This is a genomic window from Thiobaca trueperi, from assembly GCF_004342175.1.
GTDB lineage: Bacteria > Pseudomonadota > Gammaproteobacteria > Chromatiales > Chromatiaceae > Thiobaca > Thiobaca trueperi.
This window is the reverse complement of record NZ_SMAO01000006.1, coordinates 137,335-162,749: the sequence shown is the minus strand read 5'-3', so window position 1 is coordinate 162,749 and position 25,415 is coordinate 137,335. Positions and strand designations below refer to the sequence as shown.

Sequence of the window (25,415 nt, the reverse complement as noted above, 5' to 3'; positions counted from 1 at the left end):
TTGATGCCGCCCAACCCACTCGCCGCCGATCTCGACGAAATCGTTTCCCTCGCCGAGCCTTGGTTGCGGCGACTCGCCGGCGAACGGCTTTTCATCACCGGTGGCACCGGCTTTTTCGGTCGCTGGCTGCTCGAAGCCCTGACCTGGGCCGATGACCGGCTGGATCTGCGTCTGCGTATCACCGTGTTGAGCCGGGATCCCGAGACATTTACCCGTCGCGCCAGTGCGCTGGCGACACATCACGCGCTTGACTGGTGGCGCGGTGACGTGCGGGATTTCACTCCGCCTCCCGGCAGCTTTCCGTTCGTGATCCATGCCGCGACCGCCGCGAGCGAACAACTCAACCGTACGCAACCGCTGTTGATGTTCGACACCATCACCAGCGGTACGCGCCATGTACTGGAATTCGCCGATCGCGCTGGCTGCGCCGCCATGCTGCTGACGAGTTCGGGCGCTGTCTATGGCCCCCAGCCGACGCACATCGAGCGCCTGGACGAAAACCATGCAGGCGCTCCCGATCCAAATTCGCCGGCATCCGCTTACGGTGAAGGCAAGCGCGCGGCTGAGTTCCTGTGCGCCGCATCCGGTCTGCCGGTAAAGATCGCGCGCGGCTTCGCCTTCGTTGGCCCCTTCCTGCCCTTCGACGCGCATTTTGCCGTGGGCAATTTCATGCGCGACCTGCTGCACGGCAGGCCCATCGAGATCCAGGGCGACGGCACGCCTTACCGTTCCTATCTCTATGCGGGCGATCTGGTGGTGTGGCTGCTCGCGGTACTGCTCGACGGCCAGCCGAATCGCCCCTACAACGTCGGATCCGACGTGGCGGTGAGCATTGCCGATCTCGCCCGGGCGGTTGCGACTGCCGGCGGCGATGACCGCGTGCGGATTCAGGGTGCGCCATCGGGACAACCGCCGACGCGCTATGTGCCATCGATCACACGCGCTCGCGATGAGTTGGGCCTGGAGGTGTGGACACCGCTCGATCAGGCGCTACAGCGCACCTTGCGTTGGGCGCGCGCGCAGGATCCGTCTTTTGAGCGCACCCCCAACATTCACGCAATCCAGGCGGACGCCTCATGAATGTTTCTCAACAGATTGCCGACTGGTTGGTTGCTCAGGGAATCGAGCAGGTGTTCTGCGTCACCGGCGGGGGGGCGATGTTTCTGAATCATGCGCTCGGCACGCATCCCCGACTGCGCTGCACCTACATGCACCACGAGCAGGCCTGCGCGATGGCGGCCGAGGGTTACGCGCGTGTCACCGGCAAACCGGCGGTGGTCAATGTCACGACCGGACCCGGTGGCATCAATGCCCTCAACGGCGTATTCGGCGCCTATACCGACTCAGTGCCGATGCTGGTGCTGTCCGGGCAGGTCAAACGTGAAACCTGCCTGGATTTCGTTCCGGTCGTCGGCTTGCGTCAGCTCGGCGATCAGGAAGGCCCGGTCATCCACATGGCGAAGCCAGTCACGAAATACGCGGAGGTGGCCCGCCGGCCCGAAGACCTGATCACCCTGCTCCCCGCCGCGCTCGCGGCGGCGACGGTCGGTCGCCCCGGCCCGGCCTGGGTCGAGGTTCCGCTCGATATCCAGTCCGCGACCGTTGCGCTAGAGATACCGTCCGTCCCGTCACCGGTTGCGCTGGCATCACCGACCCTGATCGACGATTGCGAACAGGTCATCGCGCGCCTGTGCGCCGCACAACGGCCGCTGATTCTGGCCGGAAGCGGCGTGCGCATCGCTGGCGCAACGGCCAGTTTGCTCGCACTTGCCGAAACGACCGGCATTCCGGTCGCCACCGCCTGGACGCACGATCTCATCGCCAGCGATCACCCGCTGTTTGCCGGGCGTCCCGGTACGATCGGTACGCGCGCGGGTAATTTCTGTCTGCAAGCCTGCGATTGTCTGCTGGTAATCGGCTCGCGCCTCAACATCCGTCAGGTCAGCTACAACTGGTCCACGTTCGCTCAGAATGCCGACATCATCCAGATCGATATCGATCCGGCCGAACTTGAAAAGCCGTTCGTTAAACCCTCGCTGAAAATCGTTGCCGATGCCGCCCGTTTCATTGGCACCCTGGCCGCCGAAATCGAACTCGCCGCCCTGCCCGACTACAGCGATTGGGCGCGCTGGTGTCATGCGTTGCAGGATCGTTATCCGGTCTTGCAACCGCATCACAGACTCGCGCCCCGCCTGAATCCTTATGCCATCGTCGATCATGTCTTCGGCCAACTGCGCGATGACGACATCGTCGTCTGCGGCAATGCCTCAGCCTGCATCCTGCCATTCCAGGTTGGCCGACTGCACGCCGGGCAACGTCTGTTCAGCAATTCCGGCTCGGCCTCGATGGGCTACGACCTGCCGGCGGCGATCGGAGCCGCGATGGGCGCAGGCACCAGACGCGTGATCTGCCTGGCGGGCGACGGTAGCCTGCAGATGAACGTCCAGGAATTGCAGACACTGAAGACGCTGGGCACGCGGGTGCTGGTCATCGTGATCGCCAACGACGGCTATCTGTCGATCCGCCAGACGCATGAAAATTTCTTCGGCGGCATCGTTGGCGCCACACCGGCCTCGGGCGTTGAGTTCCCCGACTACGCGGCACTCGCGCGCGCTTACGGACTCCAGGCCGCCCGTATCTCCGGCCCCGATGATCTGCCTGAGTTCAACGAAATGCTCGCACTTGATGGTCCGGCGCTGATCCATATCGATGTCGATCCAGCACAACCCTTCGAGCCCCGTATCAAATCACGCATGCTGGAAGACGGCACATTCGCCACACCTGAACTTGACGATATGTTTCCGTTTCTTCCGAGCGAGGAGCTTGCGGCCGTGCGAGCGGAAGCGGTGGCGCAATGTGCGAAACCACGCCGCCCTGTCCCTGGAAGCGAGGAGGTTTGAATGATGTTCGATTTTTTCGAGATTGGTTCAAAGATCCACGCGACAATCGACGAGGCGAGGCATGACGGGGTTACGCTCTTCGGTGCGGGTCATTTCGCGCGTGCGGTGTTTTCCGCTCTGCAAGATCTAGGCATTCCGGTGCGTGCGTTCGTGGTGTCCGGCCAATCGGCTGGCACGATCGATAATGTTCCGGTTGTATCCCTGGGGGATCTGGATAGAAATCTCTGTGCATTGCCGATGTGGCTGGCGGTGTTCAATCGTAGCGCGGCATCGGATCTCAGTCTGCTGGCGGCCGCTTGCCATGCTCGGGGCATCGACCGCCTGCGGTTGCCTCAGGATTATTTCGAGGTGATCGAGCAACAGATGGGCTGGCGCTATTGGCTGACTGATCGCAGACACTACGCCGACAAGCGCCCGCAGATCGAACGCGCCTTGCAGATGCTCGGTGACGAAGAAAGCCGACAACAGTTTATGGATACGCTGCGTTTTCGGCTTGGTGCATCGCCAGAAAGGGCGCCTCAGCCATCGGGCACCTGCCAGTACTATCCGGATGAGGTCATTGCCAGTTTCGTAGCGACTGGCCGGCCGGTCGTCTACGTCGATGGCGGCGCCTACGATGGCGACACCCTGATGCAGGCCGCTGAACGACTCCAACTGGCCGGCGCCTACGTCTTCGAACCCGATCCGGCAAACTTTTCCAAACTTGCCCGGAAAGCCAGGACTTTCGGTTTTCCGGTAACCGGCTTTCCTTGCGGATTATCGAACGCCACCGAATGGCTTGCTTTCTCATGCGAAAATGGTGAGGCCAGCGCGATCATGTCCAGCGGCGAGAGCCGCATCCAGTGCGTGACACTGGATGACTGTCTCATGAATCAGCGCATCGACTACATCAAGCTCGATATCGAAGGCCACGAACTCGCCGCCCTCGAAGGTGCACAAGGCATCATTGCCAGAGACCGGCCAGTCCTGGCGATTGCCGCCTATCACCGCTGGGACGACATCTGGAAAATCCCTGAGTTTCTGCAACGCATTGAGCCCCGGTATCAACTGACATATCGGATTCATGAATCCAATACCTTTGACAGTGTGCTTTATGCCGTTTGCTGAAAAACGAGTCTCTCTGCAAACACAAAAACAGGACGTCGTTCTGGCGACATCCACTCGGCCCTGTCCAGCATGTCATTCACATGAATGCCACTACCTGCATAGGATGTATTTCGTTCTGCCGGAAACGTCGCCTTTGCCTTCGCACTATGATGTAGCAGTATGCCGGAGATGTGGAAGCGGGTTCGCCGATTCAGAGGCGCGGGCATCTGACTACGATGACCATTACCGGTCATTTTCAAAATACGAAGATCCAGGCGTTGCCACTGGCGGCGGTGATGAGCCGATGGATCGTCAACGTCTTGAAACCTTGGCTGCGTTTCTATCGCGCCATGCGCCACCAGGCGCGCGGATCGCGGACATTGGCTGTGGCAATGGAGGATTGCTTAAAGAATTGAGGAAAAATGGTTTCGAGGATCTGACGGGATTTGACCCATCACCAGTTTGTGTGGAGCGAATTCGTGCTACCGGAATGAATGCGCACACGATTGTGCTGCCTGCAGAACATCTTTGGTGGAGCGATCGCAACGAACCATCTTTCGATCTGATCATTCTCAGTCATGTACTTGAACACGTATTCGACGCGCAGGCCGTGCTGAAATCGGTGCTCGCCTTGCTCGCTCCTGGGGGTAAGATCTATATCGAGGTACCGGATCCAGCAGGATACGATCTACAGAACTTTCCGCCTCTTTACTTCTTCGACCCCGAGCACATCAATCATTTTGGACGGGGATCACTAACATATTTTGCTCATGTGCTGGGGTTGTCGATTGTTGAAATGGGACAGAAAAAAATCTGTCTCCAGAACGGGGCCGGCTATCCCGCGATTTTCGGCCTTTTTGAAACAGGCATGACCGCTTTTGAACCGGGTGAGTCACTGTATTCTTCACTCGCGAAATACGTTGAGGAAAGCATCGAAGGTGTCACGCAACTGCGCACCCGCCTGCTTGCACTCATGGGGAATGAAACGCCATTTGTGTTGTGGGGTGCCGGATCGCTCGCGCAGCGGCTCATTGGCGAGCCCTGGTTTCCCCTGCACTCTCTTCTGGCGATTGTTGATCGCGACAGTAAAAAACAAGGCTTACGCTTCGCGGGTAAACTCATCCTCAGCCCGGAGGTCGGGTTGCAGAATCTACCGGATAATACACTGGTCATTTGTGCTGCTGCGGTCGCCGCCGATCAAATTGAACAGGACTACTGTGCATTAGGCGTCGCGTATCCGTTTCATTCGATTGTGGATGGCGAGCATTGATGTCTGATCAAACTGAATCTTCAGTGCTTATTAGCATTGTCACCCCCTGTTTCAACGAAGAGGATAACGTCTCCGAACTTGTGGAAAGAATAGGGACGGCACTGGCGCCATTTCCGAAATATGACTATGAGCATATCTTTATCGACAATGCATCGACTGATCGCACGGTCGAGCGCATCAAGCTAATCGCTCAAACCAATCCGAAAATCAAGCTGATCGTCAATACCAGAAATTTCGGACACATCCGCTCGCCAGTCCATGCAATCATGCAGGCAAGGGGCGCTGCGATTATTACGATGGCATCCGATCTTCAGGATCCACCTGAACTACTCGGTGCATTTTTAAAGCAATGGGAAGCAGGATATAAAATTGCAGTCGGTGTCAAGCCGAAATCGAGAGAGACTTTTTTGATGACTCTCGTGCGCCGCACCTATTACCGTACCATCGGCCGAATCTCAGATGTCAAGCTGATCCCTGATTTTACCGGCTTTGGACTCTATGATCGTTCTGTGATTGATGAAATCAGAAAAATTGGCGACCCTTATCCGTATTTTCGTGGTCTTATTTCCGAGCTTGGCTTCGAGTACGCAACTATTCCGTTCGAACAGCCAAGACGCCTGCGCGGAATCACCAAGAATAATTTCTACACGCTTTATGATCTGGCGATGCTTGGCATCACCAGTCATTCCAAGGTGCCGGTTCGTTTGGCTGCTATGGCCGGCTTTCTGCTGGCGTTACTCAGTCTGGGCGTTTCCATCACCTATTTACTGCTCAAGCTGATGTTCTGGGATTACTTTACGGTCGGGACAGCGCCCATCTTAATTAGCGTTTTCTTCTTTGCCGCAGTGCAGTTATTTTTCATCGGAATTATCGGCGAATACGTTCTGTCTATTCATTCTCAGGTCATGAAAAGACCTCTTGTTGTCGAAAAAGAGCGTATCAATTTCGAGCGCGAGTCCATAACACTCACTAAATTAGAGCCACCGTGTGGATATGTATAACCTCGTTACCATGCTCGGATACCGCCTTATCAACACGCAACTCGGGTAAATCCTGCTCCGAAAGAATGCCATCGGAAGATTTCTTGTTCGAAGAGCAGGCTCGCTATCGCGAATGCTGCCATTAGGCGCGCCGCAATACGTCATGATCGACGTCTGCAATGCCTGTAATTTCCGTTGCGTCTTCTGTCCAACTTCTGACAAAGAACTACTTCGGTCCGTCAATCGCCCCATCGGACTAATGCAACTCTCCCTATACAAATCGATAATAGACCAACTCACCGCATTCGGAGGAAATATCGCTGTACTCTCTCTCCACAAGGATGGAGAGCCGCTACTCCATAAGGATATTGCGGAGATGGTAGCCTACGCGACGTCGCACAAAGTTGCCTCAAGCACAGAAATAACCACAAACGCATCACGCCTTTCCCCCGCGCTTTCTGACGCCCTTTTGGACGCAGGATTGAATGCTATACGCATCTCCGTAGAGCATGTGACTAATGAGGGATATCTAAGAGTCACTCAGAACTACGACGATTATGATTCGATTCTTGAGAATGTACGTTACTTTTATTCTGAAGCAAGACGTCGCCGGAGCGCCACGAAAATACTGGCAAAAATAATAGACACTGGCCTGTCTAATAGTGAACGTGAGAAGTTCATAAGAGATTTCAGGCCAATTTCAGATGTCGCTCGCATAGAGGGAATAATGGGCTGGAGCAATTCAAATATAAAAGATTTCACGCTCGGATTGAATCCCCGAGTTGGCATGGATGGCGTGACCCCCATTAAGCCAAGCCGCATCGTCTGCCCAGAGCCTTTTAAGATGCTCGCAATAAATTTTAATGGCACCGTTTCTCCTTGCTGCGACGATTGGGCGCTAGCCCTAATCATTGGCGACATAACCAAGAAATCTATTCCTGAAATCTGGAATGGCCCTGAGCTAGGCAGACTCCGAAAAGCACACTTGCAAGGTCTGCGCAGCGAATACGCGGCTTGCGCCCATTGCCATTATATGCTCGGAGTTACCGACTTATTTGATCTCGACGACGCTCGCGAGCGACTTCTGAAGCGATACAACTACGATTAATCACGAGCACATAAGTGGCATAGTGATAACTTAGTGAGAAATTCAAAATGAAGCGAATTTTCGAGAATCTTTTTGTGCTCGAACTTGCCAACAATCATTGGGGGCGTCTTGATCGCGGTCTTAAGATCGTCAATGACTTCGCTCAGGTCGTCAAATTCAACAACGTGCGCGCGGCCATCAAACTCCAGTTTCGCGATGTCGAGAGTTTTGTCCATCCGGATTTCAAAGGGACACGCGATGTCCGCTACATCAGCAAAACTGAGGCGACGAAACTTCCAAAGGCCGAGATGTGCACGCTGGTGGCCCGCATCAAGGAGCAGGGCTGCATCCCGATGGCTACGCCATTTGATGAGGCATCGGTGGATTTCTGTGAGGAGCTGGATCTTCCCATCATCAAAATCGCCAGTTCCGATCTCAACGATTGGTTCCTGATCGAACGCATTGCGCTGACAAAACGCCCGGTCATCGTATCGACCGGCGGTTCCTCATTGAAAGACCTTGACGATCTGGTGAAATTTTTTGCCAATCGACATATTCCGCTCGCGATCAATCATTGTGTCTCGATCTATCCGTCCGAGGACGGCGAACTGGAACTGAACCAGATCGACTATCTGCGTCAGCGCTACCCGAACAATGTCATTGGGTTTTCGACCCATGAATACACCGATTGGCACGCTTCGATGCTGATCTCCTATGCAAAAGGAGCCCGAATCTGGGAGCGTCACATCGATATCGAGGATGACGACATCCCGGTTTCACCCTATTGCTCGCTCCCGCACCAGATTGATGCCTGGTTCAAGGCTTACCACAAGGCGGTTGAGATGTGTGGCGGGGAAAGCACAACCAAACGCACTCCAAAACGCAAGGAAGTTCAGTATCTCGATGCGCTGGTTCGGGGTGTTTACGCCAAGCGTGACCTGCCCGCAGGATACGAAATCCATCATCGCAACCTGAACCGCGATTTCTATCTCGCGATTCCTTTGCTAAAGGGCCAACTGTCTTGCCGGGAAATCCTCAACGGTCAGCAGATCCTGTCAGACATCAGCAAGGACAAGCCGCTCATGATCGATGATGTGGATAGCCCTTATTCCCGTAACAGCACGCTTCGCGACCAGATCTACCAGCGCGGACTTTGATTCGATCATGCCTGACATTCTGTTATTCGATCTCGATGGCACGCTGATCGACTCTGCTCCAGGTATTCTTGACACGTTCGCCACAGCCCTGGCACGGGCAGGTATCGCTCCAGTCGTGCCCTTGGATCAATCGCTGATCGGGCCTCCGTTACATGTGATTTTGAGCAGGATCGCAGGCATTGAGGATGCAGGCACCGTTGAGCGTTTGGCGAATTTTTTCCGTGAGGAATACGATAGCAGTGGTTATTTGAAGACCTTGGTCTATCCAGGTATCGATGAGACACTGCGCTCGCTGGCATCAAGCGGTTCAAAAATGTTCATCGTAACAAATAAACGCATTCGTCCAACCTTACGTATTCTGAATATGCTGGACTGGACGTCCTTGTTTGCAGGCATCCATGCATTGGATTCGGTTTCCCCTGTTTTCGCATCGAAAGCCGCGCTGATCCGTTGGTTGCTGGAGAAACATGACATCCCTGGGCAGGATGCCTGTCTGATTGGCGATACGCCGGACGACGCGCAGGCAGCGCACGAAAACGGTTTGCAGTTTATCGGCGTGAGCTGGGGTTATGGGCGATTTTCGCCAGATGTCTTACGCGATCTGGTGGTGCTCGATAACGCGGCTGCGATTGCCAGATTGTGCTGAGGCAGCTTTTTTCTTCACGCTGAATACTGAGCCAGTCTTACATGCTGAAGCCTCGTTCCTTTCTGACCTCGTTGACCTCGCATATCCCGCCTGGGCAGTTTGGGCGTTATCTCGTTGTCGGAATTTGGAATACGGTGTTCGGTTACGGTATGTTCGCACTGTTCACCGCCCTCCTGGCCTCCTATATTCCTGCCAGCTACCTGGCGGCAAGTCTGCTGTCAAGCGTGCTGAATATCACGGTTTCTTTTCTCGGCTACAAATGGTTCGTCTTCAAGACCAAGGGTCACTATTTTACTGAATGGGCACGCTGTCTGATTATTTATAGCGGAAGCATCCTGCTGGGATTGGCACTGCTGCCTCCATCGGTATTCGTTGTGGCGTATCTGACGGATAACCCGCATGCCGCGCCGTATATCGCAGGCGCTTTGCTGTTGGCAACACAGGTCATTCTGAGCTTCTTTGGACATAAAATGTTTACATTCAGAAACGGCGTTGCCGCAGCGACGTCGATGGAATACGGCAATTTCAGAGGCCGGCAATGACTCATATGGACCTGCCTGACGATGCCGGAGAAAAGCAAATTACTCATGAAAATCAATGATCGCGTCTATGTCTTTGCCGCTTGGGGAGTATTCCTTTCCCTCTTCCATTTCATCTATCACGACTTCTTTCCAACCGCACGCGGTACCTTGGGACACGACTTTGGCCTCGCCCTGGCGGGCTGCACGGACGGTTTTATCTGGTTCGCAAAAAACGGACTCTTCGAGGTGCCCTGGTTTACGCCTTCATTCTGCGCGGGTGTTCCGCTGTTCGCCGATCCGCAGTCCGGCTACTACTCCGTGCCCCAGTGGCTCAGTTTTATTGTCGATCCGCTGACAGCCGCTTACCTCACACTGCTGCTGTTCGCCTCCCTGGGCTACTTCGGGATGTATGTGCTGGCCAGGAGGGCATTTGGTCTTTCCCTCGGCTGGTCGATCTTCGCGGCGGCGCTCTTTTTCTTCAATACGTTTCAGCCCTATCGCACCATTCTGGGCGAATACGGTTATCACGGCTTGACCCTGGTTCCCTGGTTGGCCTGGTATCTGATTCGGCCCGCAGACGGCGTTGTGCATAAAGTGGGGTTTGCCTTGCTCGCCGGCCTCATCGCCGCTTATTGGCTGCAATCGGGCTTGCCCACGCTGATGGTGCCAGGCGCGCTTGGGGTCGGACTTGTGCTGCTTGCATATCGCCTGGTGCAGCCATGGCAGCGAGACCTGCTCGCTCGCATGATGCTGGCCGTCGCGGTGAGCGTGGTTTTTTCTGCCAGCAAACTGATGGCGAGTCTGGCGTTTTACGGGCGCTTTGAACGCACTCAATACCAATTGCCAGGGTTCGCGGACCCTTGGGCGCTCATCAAGACGACCCTGCTTGCCTTGTTCTGGACGAGCGAGGCCGCCGCGCGTCAGGCCTTCGCCTCGATGGTCAACGTCCAGTGGAGCGTGCTGCCCCATGAATGGGCTTATGGCTTTACCATCGCGCCCCTGATCTGCCTTCTTGCGGCCTTTTTCCTGCGCCGACGCGACGGTGCTCAGGGGCTTCGACTGACAGGTGCGCGCTGGCCGGCGCTCGCAATCGTCGTGCTGGCCTTTATTCCGCTCGTCCTGATGTTTTATACGCCGCAATTCAACACATGGCTCAAGCAGGTGCCGCTGATCGGAGCGACGGCGTGGCCGATGCGTTGGATTGTGATCTATCTGGCCGTCCTGCCTCTTCTGTTCGCGATGGCGGCGCAGTATTGGACAGGCAACCATTGGCGGTTCGCCACTGCATCCATCCTGATTCTTATTGGACTGCAATTCGTCGATCTGAGGCTGTACTACCGCGATCAGCCCTACAACCCAGGTTCTCTCCTGGCGGGCTATCAGCGGCTCGCAGCAGGCGCGGCACAAGCGCATCGGATCAACTTTGTCGGGATTAAAGCGGCCACCGGCAACGAAGGGTTATACGGGAGCGTGGATCGGAACGACGTGCTTGTGGAGGGCGTTTCGCAGGCGGCATGCTACAACCCGGCCTTCGGTTACCGGCTGGAAAAATTCCCGCAGGGAAGACTGGTGCTGGGCGACGTGATGGATGAGGCAGACGGCTATCTAAACATCAAGAATCCAGCCTGTTACGTTTTCCCTGAAGAGAACGGATGCGAACCTGGAGACCATTTCCGCGTGGACCAGCGGGCGGCGGCAGAGGCGTTCGTTTCGTATCGCCCATTCCCGTTCGCGAAGAGCACGAAACAGCGGATTGCCGATCTGGTGACCATGGCTGGTTTAGCTGCAACGACCACTTTCCTGCTGCTGGTCTGGCCATGGTTGACGTGGCGCCGCAGGCGGGCGGTTGACCGCTGATGATGAGCCGTCTGGCTCGCCCTTTACTCGTCTCGGTTGGGTTTGGCATTGCATTGTATGCCGGGGCCATGGTCTACACCGATGCCTCGGTCGTCGCCGATGCGGCCATTCGGCTTGGGATCTCGGGTTGGGCGCTGCTCCTGAGTCTCTCGTTACTCAACTACCTGATTCGTTTCGCTCGTTGGCACTGGTATTTGCATCTTTTCGGTAAACAGATCCCCTGGGGCAGACACCTCGCCTACTATGTGGCCGGTTTTGCCTTCACCACTACCCCCGGCAAGGCAGGCGAGGCCGTGCGCTCGCTCTACCTCAACCGTCACGGCGTACCCTGGAGCCAGAGTCTGGCGGTGCTCTTCGTCGAGCGCCTGCTGGATCTGGCAGCCATCGCAATCCTGGCCATCGCGGCGGCCTGGAGCTTCGCCAGCGCGCGCTGGCCGGTCGCCGTGGCGCTGATCGGTGTCCTGGCGGCACTGGCTCTGCTGCACCATCCGCAACTTGATCGCCTGCTCGGCCGTCTGACGACGCGGTGCAACTGGCCGCGACTCGCGCGCGGGATCAGGCATCTGCGCGCGCTCCTGCGCGATTCGGCGCAACTGCTGCAACCGCAGCTGCGTCATCCGGGCCTGCTGCTGGGCCTGATCGCCTGGGGAGCCGAGGGGATCGGTTTCTTTGTCATTCTGCACGCACTGGAGACACCGATCTCACTTCTGTCGGCCCTGGGCATCTATGCCGCCGGCATCCTGGCCGGGGCGCTATCCTTCATTCCCGGCGGTCTGGGGAGCACGGAAGCCGTGATGGTGCTCTTGCTGGGTCTGGCCGGTGTTGAGATGCCGACCGCTTTGGCGGCGACCCTGCTGTGTCGGTTGGCGACGCTGTGGTTTGCAGTGGTCCTGGGTCTGGCGGCCCTGGGTTGGCTGGAGCTCGGCGGCACGCAACGGCACGCGAACCTATGACGGCTTCGCCAACGCGCCTGCTGTGTGTGGATCTGGATGGCGCCCTGACTCAGGTGGATCTGGGTCCATCGCCGGTCGCCCGTATTGGAAGCGGCGACTTGACGAAATCGGACATCATTCATGCCCTTGAGAAATAAGCGATGCGAATCACCCCAGCACAATCCAAAATCATCCACGAGACCGTCGCCGCGATGTTTGGCCCTGGCGCGTGCGTGCGTTTATTCGGATCACGCCTCGACGAGGCGGCTCGCGGCGGTGACATTGATCTGTTCGTTGAAACCAATCAGCGAATCGCCAATCGCGCCGCCATGGCGAGTCGTCTGGCCGCCCAACTGCAAATCACCTTGGGCGATCAACGCATCGACGTTATCCTCGTCGATCCCGAGACACGACCCCAGCCGATTCATGCTCAGGTGCGGCATCACGGAGTCCCACTATGACCAACCTCGCCGACCACAGCCGATTGAGCTTTCTATTGGATACGGTGAAGACGGATGACGGATGATCGACCCCGCCCGCTGTGCGTGGATCTGGATGGCACCCTGATCCAGACGGATCTGCTGATCGAATCCGTGCTGGTGCTGCTGAAGCGCAATCCGTTCTGGCTCTTCGTGCTGCCGCTGTGGCTGCTCAAGGGTAAAGCCCATTTCAAGCACCAGATCGCCCAGCGGGTCGAACTGGACGTGACCCGGCTGCCGTTCAATCAGCCACTGCTGGCCTACTTGCGCGATCAGCAGAATCAGGGGCGACGGCTGGTGCTGGCGACCGCCGCCAATCAGCGGTATGCCGAACAGATCGCCTGTCATCTGGGGCTGTTCGCTGCCATCCTGGCAAGCGACGCCGAAATCAATCTCTCAGGCACGCGCAAGCGCGATCGTCTTGTGGAATTGTTCGGCGCCAGCGGTTTCGATTACGCCGGCAACTCCATCAGCGATCTGCGGGTCTGGAGCCACGCCAGGAAGGCCATTGTCGTCAACGCCAGTGCGCCGCTGGCCCGTCACGTCGCCGGAATGGCCGAGGTCGAGCGTATCATCCCCGCACCAGCGATCAGCCTGCGCACCTATCTCAAGGCGCTGCGGGTGCATCAGTGGGTCAAGAATGCCCTGGTGTTCGTGCCGCTGCTGGCCGCCCATCAAGTATTCAACCCTGCCCTGCTGCTCCAGACGGCCCTGGCCTTTCTCGCCTTTGGGCTCTGTGCTTCCAGTGTTTATGTATTGAATGATCTGCTGGATCTGGCGGCGGATCGCGCGCATCCGACCAAATGCCGCCGTCCGTTCGCGGCCGGGCTCATCCCGATTCAACAAGGCCTGTGGTTGATCCCGAGTCTCTTGACCCTGGCCTTCCTGCTGGCGCTGTGGCTGCCGTTCTGGCTGTCGGTGACGCTCGGACTCTATTATCTGCTGACCCTGGCCTATTCACTGCGCCTGAAACAGTGGGTTCTGATCGATGTGTTGACTCTGGCTGGACTCTATACGCTGCGCATCGGGGCCGGTGGGGCGGCGACCGGAATCCCGCTGTCGTTTTGGCTCCTGGCCCTGTCGCTGTTTCTGTTTTTGAGTCTGGCGCTGGCCAAGCGCTATGCCGAATTGCAACTCTGCTACGCGGACGGGCGCAATTTCGCCGCCGGACGCGGTTATCGGACGGCGGATCTGGAGACGCTCGCGCAGTTTGGCATCGTGAGCGGCTATCTGTCGGCGCTGGTGCTGGCGCTCTACATCGACAGCGCGGACGTGATGGCGCTTTACACCGAACCGTCCCTGCTGTGGCTGGCCTGTCCCCTGCTGCTCTACTGGATCAGCCGGGTGTGGCTCCTGGCCCGGCGCGGTGCCCTGCATGAGGATCCGGTTGTGTTCGCGCTGACCGATCCGGTCAGTTACACGGTTTTCGCCCTCGTGGCGGGATGCGTGTGGCTGGCGTCCTCAAGCCTCACTGGTCTGGTCTGATGACTCATCGTTACACGTCCTGGAATCGCTATCCACGCGCCACACAGCGGGTCAGGCTCCAGCGCTGGCGATTCGATTCACTCCCTCTGCCCGAAGAAGCGCATGAGTCTGCGCTGCCCTTCGGCAACGGGCGCAGTTATGGCGATGTGTGCCTGAACGATGGCGGTTCGCTGATCGATGCGCGTCCGCTCGATCGCTTCATCGCCTTCGATCAGGATTCAGGTCTGCTGCGCTGCGAGGCGGGCGTCCTGCTCGATGAGATCCTGGCGTTGACCGTCCCGCGCGGCTGGTTTCTGCCGGTGACGCCGGGGACGCGCTTCGTGACGGTCGGGGGCGCCATCGCCAACGACGTGCATGGCAAGAATCATCATCGGGCGGGCACCTTCGGCTGTCATGTGCCGGCCTTCGAGCTGTTGCGCTCGGATGGAAGCCGGCGGCTGTGTTCGCCGGAGTCGCACCCTGAGTTCTATCGGGCGACGATTGGCGGACTCGGCTTGACCGGACTCATCACCTGGGCGGAAATTCGCTTGCGGCGCATCAGTACGCCCTTGATCGAGACCGAAACACAGCGTTATGACACGCTGGACGCCTTCTTCGAGCTGTCCGCCGAGTCGGACGCGCGCTTCGAGCAGACGGTCGCCTGGATCGATTGTCTGGCGGGCGGGGCCAGGCTTGGACGGGGGGTCTTCATCCGGGGCAATCACGCCGAGATCAGTCCGAGCCAACCGCCACGCCCCTCGCGACGGCGTGTACGGATTCCTGTCGGTCCGCCATTTTCGGCCATCAACCCGGCCACCCTGCGGCTGTTCAACGCGGCGTATTTCCATGGCCATCCACCTGGCGTACAGCGCGATCTGGTCCACTACGAGCCCTTCTTCTATCCGCTCGATGGCGTGGGCGACTGGAATCGCATCTACGGTCCACGCGGTTTCCTGCAATATCAGTTCGTCGTCCCGCGCACGGTTGGTCCCGATGCCGTGCGCGAGATCCTGGAGCGGATCGCGCAGGCGGGCGTCGGGTCGTTTCTGGCGGTGTTGAAAGTGTTTGGCGATCCGGTCTCGCCGGGGCTTTTGTCCTTTCCACTGCCGGGCGTGACGCTTGCTCTGGATTTCCCCAATGCCGGGAGGAAGACCTTCGCGCTGCTGGACCAGCTTGATGCGGTCGTCAGGCAGGCAGGTGGGCGGATCTATCCGGCCAAGGATGCACGGATGTGCGGGGAGGATTTTTTCGCGCGCTATCCGCACTGGCCCAGGCTGGACGCCTTGCGTGATCCGCGCTTCGATTCCAGTTTCAGGCGGCGTATGAGAGGAGACCTGACGTGAGAAAGATCCTGATTATCGGCGCGACATCGGCCATCGCCCGGGCCACAGCCAGACGCTTCGCTGCGGCGGGAGACCGCTTGTTTCTGGTTGCACGCCAGGCTGAACGGCTCCAGGCGGTGGCCGATGATGCCAGCGTTCGCGGCGCGGAATGCGTGGCGACTGCCGTGATGGAGGCGCTTGATGATTCGCGTCATGCTCAGATCATCGAGCAGGCAGCCGAGGCGCTTGATGGACTCGATACGGTGCTGTTTGCTTATGGCACCCTGCCCGATCAATCAGCATGCGAGGCGTCGTTTGAGCAGACCCGCGCGGCGATCGAGATCAATCTGTTGAGCGTGATTTCGCTGCTGACGATCCTGGCCAATCGCTTCGAGTCGCAGGGGCGGGGATGCATCGTCGTGATTTCGTCCGTCGCTGGGGACCGTGGGCGACAGAGCAACTATGTCTATGGGACCGCCAAGGGCGCGCTGACGCTGTTCCTGCAGGGTCTGCGCAATCGCTTGCATCGCTCGGGTGTGCGGGTCATCACGGTCAAACCTGGATTCGTCGATACGCCAATGACGGCAAGTTTCAAAAAGGGACTGTTATGGGTCTCGCCCGATACCATCGCGCGCGGGATCCTGAACGCAATCGACAGCGGCGCGACTGTGGTCTATCTGCCCTGGTTCTGGCGTTACATCATGTTGATCATCAAGGCGATTCCTGAATCGCTCTTCAGGCGCCTGTCGCTTTGATGGTGGCCGGCAAACCGCCCGGTCCATGCGCGAGAATTTGCCGGCAACGTCGGCGCTCAAGCGAAGAACCCGGCCCAATGCCTCCTGAATCGATGCATGTTCAATTGAACGCAAGCCCATGCCTGCCGAGCTGATCCGCGTCCGGGGTCTGGTGCAGGGGGTCGGTTTTCGCCCGACCGTCTGGCGACTGGCGCACGATCTGGATCTGACCGGCGATGTCCGCAACGATGGCGAGGGTGTGCTGATCCGTATCCAGGCGGGAGCGGATGCGTCTCCTGAGTCATTGGATCAGTTCTGCGAGCGGCTGCGGGTTGAGTGTCCGCCGCTGGCACGGATCGATACGATTGAGCGCGCCCCACTTGGCGATCGGCTGCCGACGGATTCTTTTCTGATCCTGGCCAGCGATGCCACCGAGATCCAGACCGGGATCGTTCCCGATGCCGCCACCTGCACCGCCTGCGCCGCCGAGATTCGGGATTTGGCGAATCGGCGCTATCGCTATCCCTTCACCAACTGCACCCACTGCGGGCCGCGACTCAGCATCGTCGCCAGCATTCCCTATGATCGGGCGCGCACCAGCATGGCGGTTTTCCCCATGTGTCCGGCCTGCGCCGCCGAGTATGCCGATCCGTCTGACCGGCGTTTCCATGCCCAGCCCAATGCCTGCCCGGATTGCGGCCCCCGGATCTGGCTGGTCGATGCCGAGGGACGCGAACTGGATCCGGCGGGGTTTGCTGCCGCAGACGCCATCGCTGCCGCCAGCCGGCTGCTTGCCGAGGGGCGCATCCTCGCCATCAAGGGCATCGGCGGCTTTCATCTCGCCTGCGATGCCACCAATGACGCGGCGGTTGCCGAACTGCGCCGACGCAAGCGCCGCTTCGCCAAGCCCTTCGCGCTCATGGCGCGCGATCTGGACGTCATCCGCGACCATTGCCGGGTCAGTCAGGAAGAGGCCGCGCTGCTGACCAGCCCGGCGGCACCCATTCTGCTGCTGGAACGCAGCGCGTCCGCGTCCCGTCATCTTGCGTCACAGATTGCGCCCGGCCAGACCACGCTCGGTTTCATGCTGCCTTACAGTCCGCTCCATCATTTGTTGCTCGCCGACTGGGATCGCCCGCTGATCATGACCAGCGGCAATCTGAGCGATGAGCCGCAGAGCATCGATAATCTGGATGCGATGCGACGCCTGCATGGTCTGGCGGATGTTTCGCTGCTGCATGATCGGGCGATCATCAATCGGGTCGATGACTCGGTGGTACGGGTGATGGCCGGCGCGCCCCGACTCCTGCGCCGGGCGCGCGGCTATGCCCCGGCGACGCTCCAGTTGCCGCCCGGTTTCGAGCGGATGCCATCGGTCCTCGCCTTTGGCGGTGAACTCAAAAACACGATCTGTCTGACGCGGGATGGTCAGGCGGTTCTCTCGCAGCATCTCGGCGACCTGGAAGAGGCCCGTACTGCCCGTGAGTATGAAGACAGCATCCGGCTTTACCGTGAACTCTTCCAGCATCGACCGCAGCGACTGGCGGTCGATCTGCACCCTGACTACCGTTCCAGTCTGATCGGTCGCGAGCAGGCGGTTCGCGCCGGACTGCCGCTGATCGGCGTCCAGCATCATCACGCCCATCTGGCCTCGGTACTGGCGGACAATGGCTGGCCGCTGGCTGGCGGGCCGGTGCTCGGCATCCTGCTCGACGGGCTGGGTTACGGCGATGACGGCACACTCTGGGGCGGCGAGTGGCTGGTCGGCGATTACCGAGGCTATCGCCGGGTCGGGCATCTCAAGCCCGTCGCCATGCCGGGCGGCGCTCAGGCCATTCTGGAGCCTTGGCGCAATCTCTTCGCCCAGCTTGAAGCCGCCGACGGCTGGGATGCCATGCAAAGCCGTTATCCCGATCTGGAGGTCATCCGGCGGCTGGCCGGCAAACCGCTCGGACTGCTGCGAACCCTGATTCAGCGCGGTCTGAACGCCCCGTTGTCGAGTTCAGCCGGGCGTCTCTTCGATGCTGTGGCGGCAGCGCTCGGTCCTGGCGGCGAGCGCATGCTCTATGAGGGACAGGCCGCCATTGAACTGGAAGCCCTGGCGGCGGGCGCGATGGCGTCCGTTGGGACGGGCTATCACTTTGCGATCTGTGCCGAGACATCCGCGATGATTCTGGATGCTGCGCCAATGTGGGGCGCACTGTGCGACGATCTGGCGCAGGGTGTGGCGCATGAGCAGATCGCGGCGCGCTTCCATGCCGGATTCGCAGCGGCCATCGTGGATCTGGCGGTCACCCTGGCCGGGCGGCATGGACTCGGAACCGTCGCGCTCTCCGGCGGCGTGATGCAGAACAGGATCCTGCTGGAAGCCCTGGACACCGGCCTGCGCGGGGCAGGATTGCGTGTTCTCATCCAGCGACAGGTGCCGGCAAACGATGGCGGACTGGCGCTCGGTCAGGCCTGCATCGCAGCGGCCCGCTGACAAAATGAATACGACCTGAACCCGGATTTTAAAACGGCTTTATTCTTGTGCATTCGTTTGGTGCGCATCCCTTGCTGTTCTGAATCGATACGCCTATATTTTCAGCAGGTGTCCCTGGCATATTCGATTCATGCGCGCAAGCGTGGGGATACCGCCTCGCGAGCAGTCCTTCCACTACACCATGTATTACGAACGGGTCAAAACCATGAAAAACCAAACAAAGATGCTGTTTGTCGCTGCCCTCGCCATCGGTCTGTCCGCCCCTGCCTTCGCTCAGGTCAACACGAACACGACCATTCAGAGAGGCAACGTCAATACCAACGACAGCTATCAGAGCGGTGCGGACAACGACAACGCCACCGACCAGGAAGGTCGCGATAATGCAAACCGTTCTTATCAGGCAGGCAGCCGCTTCAACACCAACCAGACCTATCAGGGTGGTGGCACCAACTACAACGAATCGACTCAGCGCGGAAGATAATTCGACCCGACCGTCTCTCCGGGACTCATCGTTGAACCGCATCGAATCGGCTCGATGCCCTTCATCATGATGAAGGCCAGAATGGGCCGACATTTTTTGGTGTCGGCCCATTCTCTGTTGAATTTTCACGAGTTGCACACCCAAGGTAAAATCGATGAAAACGCTTCATTTCGTATTGGCTTTCACCCTTTTGATTCCAGCCGCATCGGTTTACAGCCAGGCTGCCCGCGACAACAGCGGACGCCCCTGTGTCGATGTCAATGTCCAGATTGATCGCAACAATCAGGGCAACCGCGCCGACGTCCAGCAGGATTGCGGTCGCAACTACAGTGCCACCTCGCAGGCGGGATACAATAACGAGGCGCGAACAGAGCAGACCGGTAACATCAACAGCAATACGGTTCGTCAATTCGGTCGCCAATAGCCATCAGTCTGTTCGCAGATGCGCGACCGCATCCTGCCCGCCGGTCGCGCGTATGGCGCGCAAAACACTCAAACCCTGTCAGGCCATTTATAGAGAGGCGAGCACTCCATGGTTTCGTCGAATGAGATATGTCGCTTTTCCATCGCCGCCATCGTCGGCATGGCATTCAGCGCCGCCGGCTGCGCGGGCACCGAGGTCCATCAGCAGGGCAGCTCGACAGCCGTGATCACGCAAAGCGGCGCAAAGGGATCAAGCAGCACTCAGGTCACCAAGACGCCCGATGGTCAGAAGATCGTGACCAAAAGCGGCAACAGTACCGATGTCACGATTCAGAGCAGCAAATCCGGGAGTGCGTCATCGGGGAAAAGCACCACGACAGTCGATAAGGATCGCTTTACGCGCAGTACGCGGGACTGTATCGATTGCCCGGCTCCCCGCAGTTCCAGCGCGCGTAATCAGACACTCGACGATTCATCGGTCGAGGCATTCAGAAAAGGGATTCGTGATCGCATGCGTCCGCTTACTCCATGACTCACAACCGTTTAGGCAGTATTGAACAATGGGCAAAAACCTGAACGACCACAAAATGAAGAAACCGCTGTTTCTCGTTTGCTCGATCTCAGTTATTTATTCGGCGACGCCTCTTGCCGCGTCTCAGGCGAGTATCGACGGGGGCGATTTTCAGGCTATGCAGCCGCCGATCACCATCATCCAGCAAGGCAGCACCAATTCGGTTGCCATTGTCGATCAGGGGGTCGTTTCAGATTCAGCCGTCATGCAGACCGGGTTCTATAACCGGACGGCCATGATTCAGTTCGGCAACGACAAAAACGCTTTTAACGACAAATACGCTTATCTTGAACAGCCCGGTCTATTCAACCGCGCGATGATCGTTCAGGTTGGGACCACGGCACAGGATATTCAGTTCATCGACACGCGACAGGGTACCGGACTTGGCTCAATTAACTATAAGTTTGCGCTCCAATCCTCGGTCAACGACCCCGACCCCATTGCCCAGCAGTTCGCCCGTCTGACATTCGATGAGGCCAAAACGGTCGCCAATAATTTTATCTTTGCCCCCGAGGTGTCGCGGGTCAATGTGAGCCTGCTGGAAGACATCACACTTCACTTCGCGTCACTGCTCGAAAACAGGTTGGATCAAACCCGTTTTGGATCCTGCCCCAAATCCTCTGTTGAAACAAAGCATGCCAAATCACCTGATCCGAATTGCTCGACGGCGCCTTTTTTCGCTGCCTTGAGCTATGGACATACCGAGCGGGACAGCACGCTTGGGATGCTGGGGTATGAGCAGGATATTGTCTCAGCCACCGTCGGCGCGGATTTCCAGCTCAATCCTCTCGCCCGACTCGGGGTCGCATTCAATTTCGCCGATTCTGACAGCGATATTCAGCGGAATTTCGGCAGCGTCAGCGCCACGGCCTATCAGCTTGGCGGCTTCGGCTCCATTGCGCAGGATCGCTATTATGTCGATCTGATCGCCACCCTTGGCAAGGTTGATTTCAGCTCTGACCGCTTCGGCGGAGCGACCAGGGTGAGTGCAGATACCGATGGCTGGAGTTATTCCGGGCGTTTGCAGGGTGGTTATTTCTTTGGTGACGACAGTTTCCGCTTTGGCCCGCTGCTGTCCACCGGCTATTCAAAAGGCACGGTGGATGCTTATTGGGAAAAGGGTAGTCCGATCCTGACCCAGTACATCGAACAGCAGGACCGCGAGCGGTTCGTGGCCTCTCTTGGCGCGGCGCTGGATCACCGGGATGTGATGGGTGGCTATCCGATCCATGCCTACCTGAAATGCGAACTGGAGCGTGATTTCGGCATTGGCCGTCAGGATCTGCTGGAGTCCCGTTTCGCCTTTCTGCCCAACGCAGCCGTCATGACCCCCCTGGACGATGTGACCGAGGACACCTATGGGCGGATTTCCGGCGGGTTCAGTCTGGCGGTCAACCGGCAGGTTCAGCTTTCACTGGCCGGCACGACCCTGATCGGCGCAGACAGGCAGGACAGATACGACCTTTATGGTGGGGTGTCCGTTGCTTTTTAGGCGCTTTTCAGGAAGGCATCTGCCCGCCTGATATGCCGTCAATGGACAGGATTAACAGGATTTTCCAGGATGGACAGGATTTTCAATTTATTGTTTTTAATCTTGTTAATCCTGAAACATCCTGTTAATCCTGTCTATTCCCCCGCAGATCGCGCACCACTTCCCCGACCAGACGCGCCGTGAGCCGGTTGAATGACTCGGCCATGGCGTCGGGGATCGCCTCCGGTGTGCTCGCGTCCACCTGCTCCTCTCCACGATAGGTTTTCATCCAGACTGAACGACGATCAGTGGCCCTGACCAGCGACAGATTCAGGCTGGCGACCACACGCGGCGGCTGATCGGTCGGTCGGTGCTCGAAAGTCTCCACCTCGCCGCTCAGGATATAGTCCGCCCGTGCCCGATCTGCCGGGGTCACGACAAATTCAAAGAGCCCCGCATCGCGGATGGCGTCGGCCAGGGACTGCGCCAGAGCGCGCGGCACGGTTTCCTCCCAGAGCAGCCAATCGTAGCGTTCCACCCGCAGTGGCTGTCCGTCCTGACGGTAGACGATCTGCCGCCCGCCGAGAAAGCCCCGCGCCGCCAGCGTGTTGACCAGCAGCACTCCAGAGGCTGGGGTCGCCGCCGGGGTCTCACGGATGATTGGCGAGAGTGCGTAATAACGGTCTGACTGGAGTGGCGGGGATGAGCCGCAGCCGGTCAGCAGCAGGACCAGCAACAGAGCCGTGAGGTAATTTCCCGAACAATGCATGTCAGATATACGCCTCAAATCGACAGGATTAACAGGATAGACAGGATTTTCAATTTATTGTTTTTAATCTTTTTAATCCTGAAATATCCTGTTAATCCTGTCTAATTAACGGTCTTTCAACCAAGGCGTTCTATCCTCAGCCTCACGACTTTTGAGAAGCGACTTCGGATCGTTGCGCAGTTCGCGCGACAGCGCCGAGAGGTTGCGGGTCGTATCCTCGATGTTGGTGAGAATGGGCGTCAGGGCCGAGGACAGATCCTGAAGCAGCATCTGGGTCTCGTCCAGGGTCTGTTGCAGCGCGGGCCGGTTATCCTGAACCAGACCCCGCAGATCGACCGCCAGATCGCCATACTGGCTCACCGCGCGCTGGATGCCGGGAGCGGCGCCGCGCAACTCGCCCGTGATCCGCTTCAGATTGTCCGTCGTCTCCCTGACCGAACCGAGAATGGCGGCGATGGCCTGTGGATCCACCGCCTCCTTGAGCCGTGCCGAGAGATCGCGCAGATTCTCGAATGCGCCCGCCAGACGCTCGCGGTTCTCGCTCTGGTCGCCACCCGCGCCGATCAGGGTCTCAATGGTCTGGATCTGGTTGCGCAGACTGACGAGCGCGGGCGCGATGGTCTCATCGACCAGGGTTTTGATCGTCGTCGTCAGCTTGCCGACCTGGGCCATGAGATCCGGTTCGCGTCCCTGAGCGTCGAGGATGGCGCCGTCCGCGAGCAGATCGGACGCGAGACCGGGCCGGATCTTGATGGCGTCGCCCTTGAGCAGACCGGCGGCGCCGAGCTGGGCCACACTGTCGCGCGGCACCGGCCAGCCATCCTTGAGACGGAGCGTGGCGCGAAAGCAGGGCAGTTTGGGATGGCGGGGCGGGACATCGACGGGCGGCGACGGACAGTGCATGGCGGTGTCATCGCGACCGGGAAAGACCGGCGTAACCCGTTCGACCAGACCGATGACATAGCCTTCCTGAATGACCTGGATCCCGGCATCCAGTCCGGTGGCGTTGAGGAAATAGGCATCGACCCGATAAGTCCGGCCAAAGAGTCCGGGCAGCAGCAGGGCCAGCGCGCCGAGGATCACCAGGATCATCGCCAGCACGAAGAGTCCGGCCAGCAGGAGATCCCGACGCTGCGCCTGGGCCTGACGTTTGCCGGGCGCGCCGATCTCGGGCGGCGAATAAAGCCGCTCCAGTCGGTTGACTGGCCGGTCTTCACCGATGCTCACGGGCGCCCCCAGAGCGCGGAACGCAGTTCCAGCCGCGTCGCACCGGCTGGTTCCAGTTCAGCCGCTGGCCCATCGAACAGCAGGCGACCGCGATCCAGCACGGCGATCCGGTGTGCGGTATCGGTCAGCACATCCGGTCGGTTGTCGGTGACGATCAGGGTCAGCCTCCGGTTCTCCCGCAGTTTGCCCAGCATCGCCAGGGTCTCGCGAATGGCGACGGGATCGAGTCCATCGGAAAAGCCATCCCAGACCAGCAGCCGGGGTTGATGGATGAGCGCCCGCGCCAGTTCGACCAGGCGCTGCTGGCCCAGCGACAGCGCGCGCGGTCGATGGTTTTCGAGCCCGTCCAATTGCAGCAGGGTCATCGCCAGTCGCGCGGCACGGGCCATTTCATGACGGCTCATGGGCGCATCGCGCAGCGGCAACAGGAGGTTATCCAGCACGGTCGCGCTGGCCAGCAGCGAACCGCCCTGCAGGACCGCGCCGATCCGGCGCCGCAGATGGTGCATGGCACGTCCGCCGAGCCGCTCCAGATCCTGGCCCAGCACCCGCACTGTGCCGGCCGAGGGGCGATCCAGTCCCAGGATCAGACGCATCAGCAGACTCTTGCCGGCCCCGTTTGGTCCCACGATCAACAGCCAGTCGCCCTCCGACAGCGCCAGCCGGATGTCACGGAGCGCCATGTGACCGTTCACATGCTGATAAACCCCTTCCAGCTCCAGTGCGCCGGTCATCCGCGCACCAGCAGGATATAGAGCAGATCGGCGATCAGGATGGCGGTCACGGCGCTGATCATGGTGCGGGTCGCGGCCTGGGCGATGCCTTCGGGATCGCGGCCCGCCGCTGTCCCGTTGGCGGTCGCGATCAGGGCGATCAGGAGCGCAAAGAGCATTGGCTTGAGCACTGCCGCCAGCAGGTCAGCGGGGCTCAGGGCGCGGGTCAGGGCATCGAGAAAGAGCGCCGGGGGCAGATCGGCCATCCCCCACAACCAGAGCGCGGCGGCGCCGAAGGTGACGAGACTACCCCAGACCGCGAAGGCAAAGCTCATCAGCAGCATCGACAGCAGCACCGGCGCCAGGGTGAAATGGAGCGGGTTGACACCGCTCACCAGCAGACCGTCCATCTCGCCGCTGACCGTCAGCGTCGCCTGCCGTACCGCCAGCGCCACCCCCGCGCGTCCGGCGACCAGGATGCCGACCAGGATCGGGACCACCTCCATCACCACCGCGTAGACGACCGACAGCAGCACCAGACCCGGCAGGTCGAACTGCGCCAGGATCGACTGGCTCTGGCGCCCCAGGATGAGCCCGACCGCCGCGCTCACCAGGGTCATGGCCGGCAGCATCGACAGACCGGCCTGACGCAGCGAGGCGGTAAAGGCCGGCAGATCCAGACGCGCCCGACCGAGCAGGATTCGCAGATAGAGCGCGAGACAGCTCGCGAGGGTGAGTCCGGCAAAACCGAACCGCTCGATCCAGCCGGTCGCACCCGTGAAAGGGGGAGTGCGTCGCGTATCGACACGGATTGGCCGGGGTGGAGACTCTCGGTTCATTGCC

Annotated in this window: 24 protein-coding genes; 18 read left to right on the top strand and 6 right to left on the bottom strand. The window is 59.2% G+C overall.

The genetic code is table 11. From position 1 onward, the window contains the following. Nucleotides 1-3 precede the first annotated feature (3 nt). The 11 genes from EDC35_RS12685 (at nucleotide 4) to EDC35_RS12635 (ending at nucleotide 12,457) form a co-directional block, all read left to right on the top strand. The gene (locus tag EDC35_RS12685; RefSeq protein WP_132977620.1) at nucleotides 4-1,080 is read left to right on the top strand and encodes an NAD-dependent epimerase/dehydratase family protein; all 1,077 of its coding nucleotides are present in this window, start codon (nucleotides 4-6) and stop codon (nucleotides 1,078-1,080) included. Beyond that, complete coding sequence (locus tag EDC35_RS12680) at nucleotides 1,077-2,900, top strand: thiamine pyrophosphate-binding protein (RefSeq protein ID WP_132977619.1); 1,824 nt, start codon at nucleotides 1,077-1,079, stop codon at nucleotides 2,898-2,900. The genes EDC35_RS12685 and EDC35_RS12680 overlap by 4 nt, the downstream gene beginning before the upstream one ends. Next, entirely contained in the window at nucleotides 2,901-4,007 is a 1,107-nt protein-coding gene (locus tag EDC35_RS12675) for an FkbM family methyltransferase (protein WP_132977618.1), read from the top strand. A gap of 103 nt (nucleotides 4,008-4,110) precedes the next feature. Beyond that, nucleotides 4,111-5,256 (top strand): class I SAM-dependent methyltransferase, encoded by a 1,146-nt coding sequence (locus EDC35_RS12670; RefSeq protein ID WP_165903429.1) that lies wholly within the window; start codon nucleotides 4,111-4,113, stop codon nucleotides 5,254-5,256. Beyond that, nucleotides 5,256-6,257 carry a glycosyltransferase family 2 protein gene (locus EDC35_RS12665; protein ID WP_132977616.1) on the top strand — a complete coding sequence of 334 codons (1,002 nt, stop codon included), beginning with the start codon at nucleotides 5,256-5,258 and terminating at the stop codon, nucleotides 6,255-6,257. Before EDC35_RS12670 ends, EDC35_RS12665 begins: the two co-directional genes overlap by 1 nt. A gap of 112 nt (nucleotides 6,258-6,369) precedes the next feature. After that, on the top strand, nucleotides 6,370-7,344 hold the full coding sequence (locus tag EDC35_RS12660) for a radical SAM/SPASM domain-containing protein (protein ID WP_132977615.1): 975 nt from the start codon (nucleotides 6,370-6,372) through the stop codon (nucleotides 7,342-7,344). Nucleotides 7,345-7,391: 47 nt separating this feature from the next. Then, nucleotides 7,392-8,480: an N-acetylneuraminate synthase family protein gene (locus tag EDC35_RS12655; RefSeq protein ID WP_132977614.1), complete on the top strand. Its 1,089-nt coding sequence runs from the start codon at nucleotides 7,392-7,394 to the stop codon at nucleotides 8,478-8,480. Nucleotides 8,481-8,487: 7 nt separating this feature from the next. Then, complete coding sequence (locus tag EDC35_RS12650) at nucleotides 8,488-9,126, top strand: HAD family hydrolase (RefSeq protein WP_165903427.1); 639 nt, start codon at nucleotides 8,488-8,490, stop codon at nucleotides 9,124-9,126. Between the two features lie 41 nt (nucleotides 9,127-9,167). Then, nucleotides 9,168-9,668, top strand: coding sequence for a GtrA family protein (locus tag EDC35_RS12645; RefSeq protein ID WP_132977612.1), 501 nt, complete (start codon nucleotides 9,168-9,170; stop codon nucleotides 9,666-9,668). A 45-nt stretch (nucleotides 9,669-9,713) separates the two neighbouring features. After that, nucleotides 9,714-11,504: a hypothetical protein gene (locus tag EDC35_RS12640; protein WP_132977611.1), complete on the top strand. Its 1,791-nt coding sequence runs from the start codon at nucleotides 9,714-9,716 to the stop codon at nucleotides 11,502-11,504. Further along, complete coding sequence (locus EDC35_RS12635; protein ID WP_132977610.1) at nucleotides 11,504-12,457, top strand: lysylphosphatidylglycerol synthase transmembrane domain-containing protein; 954 nt, start codon at nucleotides 11,504-11,506, stop codon at nucleotides 12,455-12,457. Before EDC35_RS12640 ends, EDC35_RS12635 begins: the two co-directional genes overlap by 1 nt. A gap of 227 nt (nucleotides 12,458-12,684) precedes the next feature. Here the strand turns inward: EDC35_RS12635 and EDC35_RS19135 are convergent, their stop codons facing one another. Next, nucleotides 12,685-12,879, bottom strand: coding sequence for a hypothetical protein (locus EDC35_RS19135; RefSeq protein ID WP_165903426.1), 195 nt, complete (start codon nucleotides 12,877-12,879; stop codon nucleotides 12,685-12,687). 72 nt (nucleotides 12,880-12,951) lie between these two features. On the opposite strand from EDC35_RS19135, the gene EDC35_RS12625 reads away from it, so the two are divergent. The 5 genes from EDC35_RS12625 to EDC35_RS12605 all read left to right on the top strand — a co-directional run bounded on the left by EDC35_RS12625 (nucleotide 12,952) and on the right by EDC35_RS12605 (nucleotide 19,398). Further along, nucleotides 12,952-14,400, top strand: a complete 1,449-nt coding sequence (locus tag EDC35_RS12625; RefSeq protein ID WP_132977608.1) for a UbiA family prenyltransferase — start codon at nucleotides 12,952-12,954, stop codon at nucleotides 14,398-14,400. Continuing rightward, entirely contained in the window at nucleotides 14,400-15,722 is a 1,323-nt protein-coding gene (locus EDC35_RS12620) for an FAD-binding oxidoreductase (protein WP_132977607.1), read from the top strand. Before EDC35_RS12625 ends, EDC35_RS12620 begins: the two co-directional genes overlap by 1 nt. Further along, nucleotides 15,719-16,456, top strand: coding sequence for an SDR family oxidoreductase (locus tag EDC35_RS12615; protein WP_132977606.1), 738 nt, complete (start codon nucleotides 15,719-15,721; stop codon nucleotides 16,454-16,456). The genes EDC35_RS12620 and EDC35_RS12615 overlap by 4 nt, the downstream gene beginning before the upstream one ends. A 118-nt stretch (nucleotides 16,457-16,574) precedes the next feature. After that, nucleotides 16,575-18,917 carry a carbamoyltransferase HypF gene (gene hypF, locus EDC35_RS12610; RefSeq protein ID WP_132977605.1) on the top strand — a complete coding sequence of 781 codons (2,343 nt, stop codon included), beginning with the start codon at nucleotides 16,575-16,577 and terminating at the stop codon, nucleotides 18,915-18,917. Between the two features lie 130 nt (nucleotides 18,918-19,047). Then, on the top strand, nucleotides 19,048-19,398 hold the full coding sequence (locus tag EDC35_RS12605) for a hypothetical protein (protein ID WP_243651638.1): 351 nt from the start codon (nucleotides 19,048-19,050) through the stop codon (nucleotides 19,396-19,398). Nucleotides 19,399-19,462: 64 nt separating this feature from the next. Here EDC35_RS12605 and EDC35_RS12600 read toward each other — a convergent pair whose 3' ends face one another. Continuing rightward, complete coding sequence (locus EDC35_RS12600) at nucleotides 19,463-19,807, bottom strand: hypothetical protein (protein WP_132977604.1); 345 nt, start codon at nucleotides 19,805-19,807, stop codon at nucleotides 19,463-19,465. Between the two features lie 123 nt (nucleotides 19,808-19,930). On the opposite strand from EDC35_RS12600, the gene EDC35_RS12595 reads away from it, so the two are divergent. Together EDC35_RS12595 and EDC35_RS12590 are read left to right on the top strand one after the other, a co-directional pair. Continuing rightward, nucleotides 19,931-20,353 (top strand): hypothetical protein, encoded by a 423-nt coding sequence (locus EDC35_RS12595; RefSeq protein WP_132977603.1) that lies wholly within the window; start codon nucleotides 19,931-19,933, stop codon nucleotides 20,351-20,353. A 55-nt stretch (nucleotides 20,354-20,408) separates the two neighbouring features. After that, the gene (locus EDC35_RS12590; protein WP_165903425.1) at nucleotides 20,409-21,884 is read left to right on the top strand and encodes an autotransporter domain-containing protein; all 1,476 of its coding nucleotides are present in this window, start codon (nucleotides 20,409-20,411) and stop codon (nucleotides 21,882-21,884) included. A 124-nt stretch (nucleotides 21,885-22,008) separates the two neighbouring features. Here the strand turns inward: EDC35_RS12590 and EDC35_RS12585 are convergent, their stop codons facing one another. The 4 genes from EDC35_RS12585 to EDC35_RS12570 all read right to left on the bottom strand — a co-directional run bounded on the left by EDC35_RS12585 (nucleotide 22,009) and on the right by EDC35_RS12570 (nucleotide 25,411). Next, a complete protein-coding gene (locus EDC35_RS12585; RefSeq protein WP_132977601.1) occupies nucleotides 22,009-22,632 on the bottom strand; it encodes an ABC-type transport auxiliary lipoprotein family protein in 624 nt (207 codons plus the stop codon). 105 nt (nucleotides 22,633-22,737) lie between these two features. Then, nucleotides 22,738-23,859 carry an MlaD family protein gene (locus EDC35_RS12580; RefSeq protein ID WP_132977600.1) on the bottom strand — a complete coding sequence of 374 codons (1,122 nt, stop codon included), beginning with the start codon at nucleotides 23,857-23,859 and terminating at the stop codon, nucleotides 22,738-22,740. Further along, nucleotides 23,856-24,593 (bottom strand): ATP-binding cassette domain-containing protein, encoded by a 738-nt coding sequence (locus EDC35_RS12575; RefSeq protein WP_132977599.1) that lies wholly within the window; start codon nucleotides 24,591-24,593, stop codon nucleotides 23,856-23,858. The genes EDC35_RS12580 and EDC35_RS12575 overlap by 4 nt, the downstream gene beginning before the upstream one ends. Then, a complete protein-coding gene (locus EDC35_RS12570; protein ID WP_132977598.1) occupies nucleotides 24,590-25,411 on the bottom strand; it encodes an MlaE family ABC transporter permease in 822 nt (273 codons plus the stop codon). Before EDC35_RS12570 ends, EDC35_RS12575 begins: the two co-directional genes overlap by 4 nt. Nucleotides 25,412-25,415 lie beyond the last annotated feature (4 nt).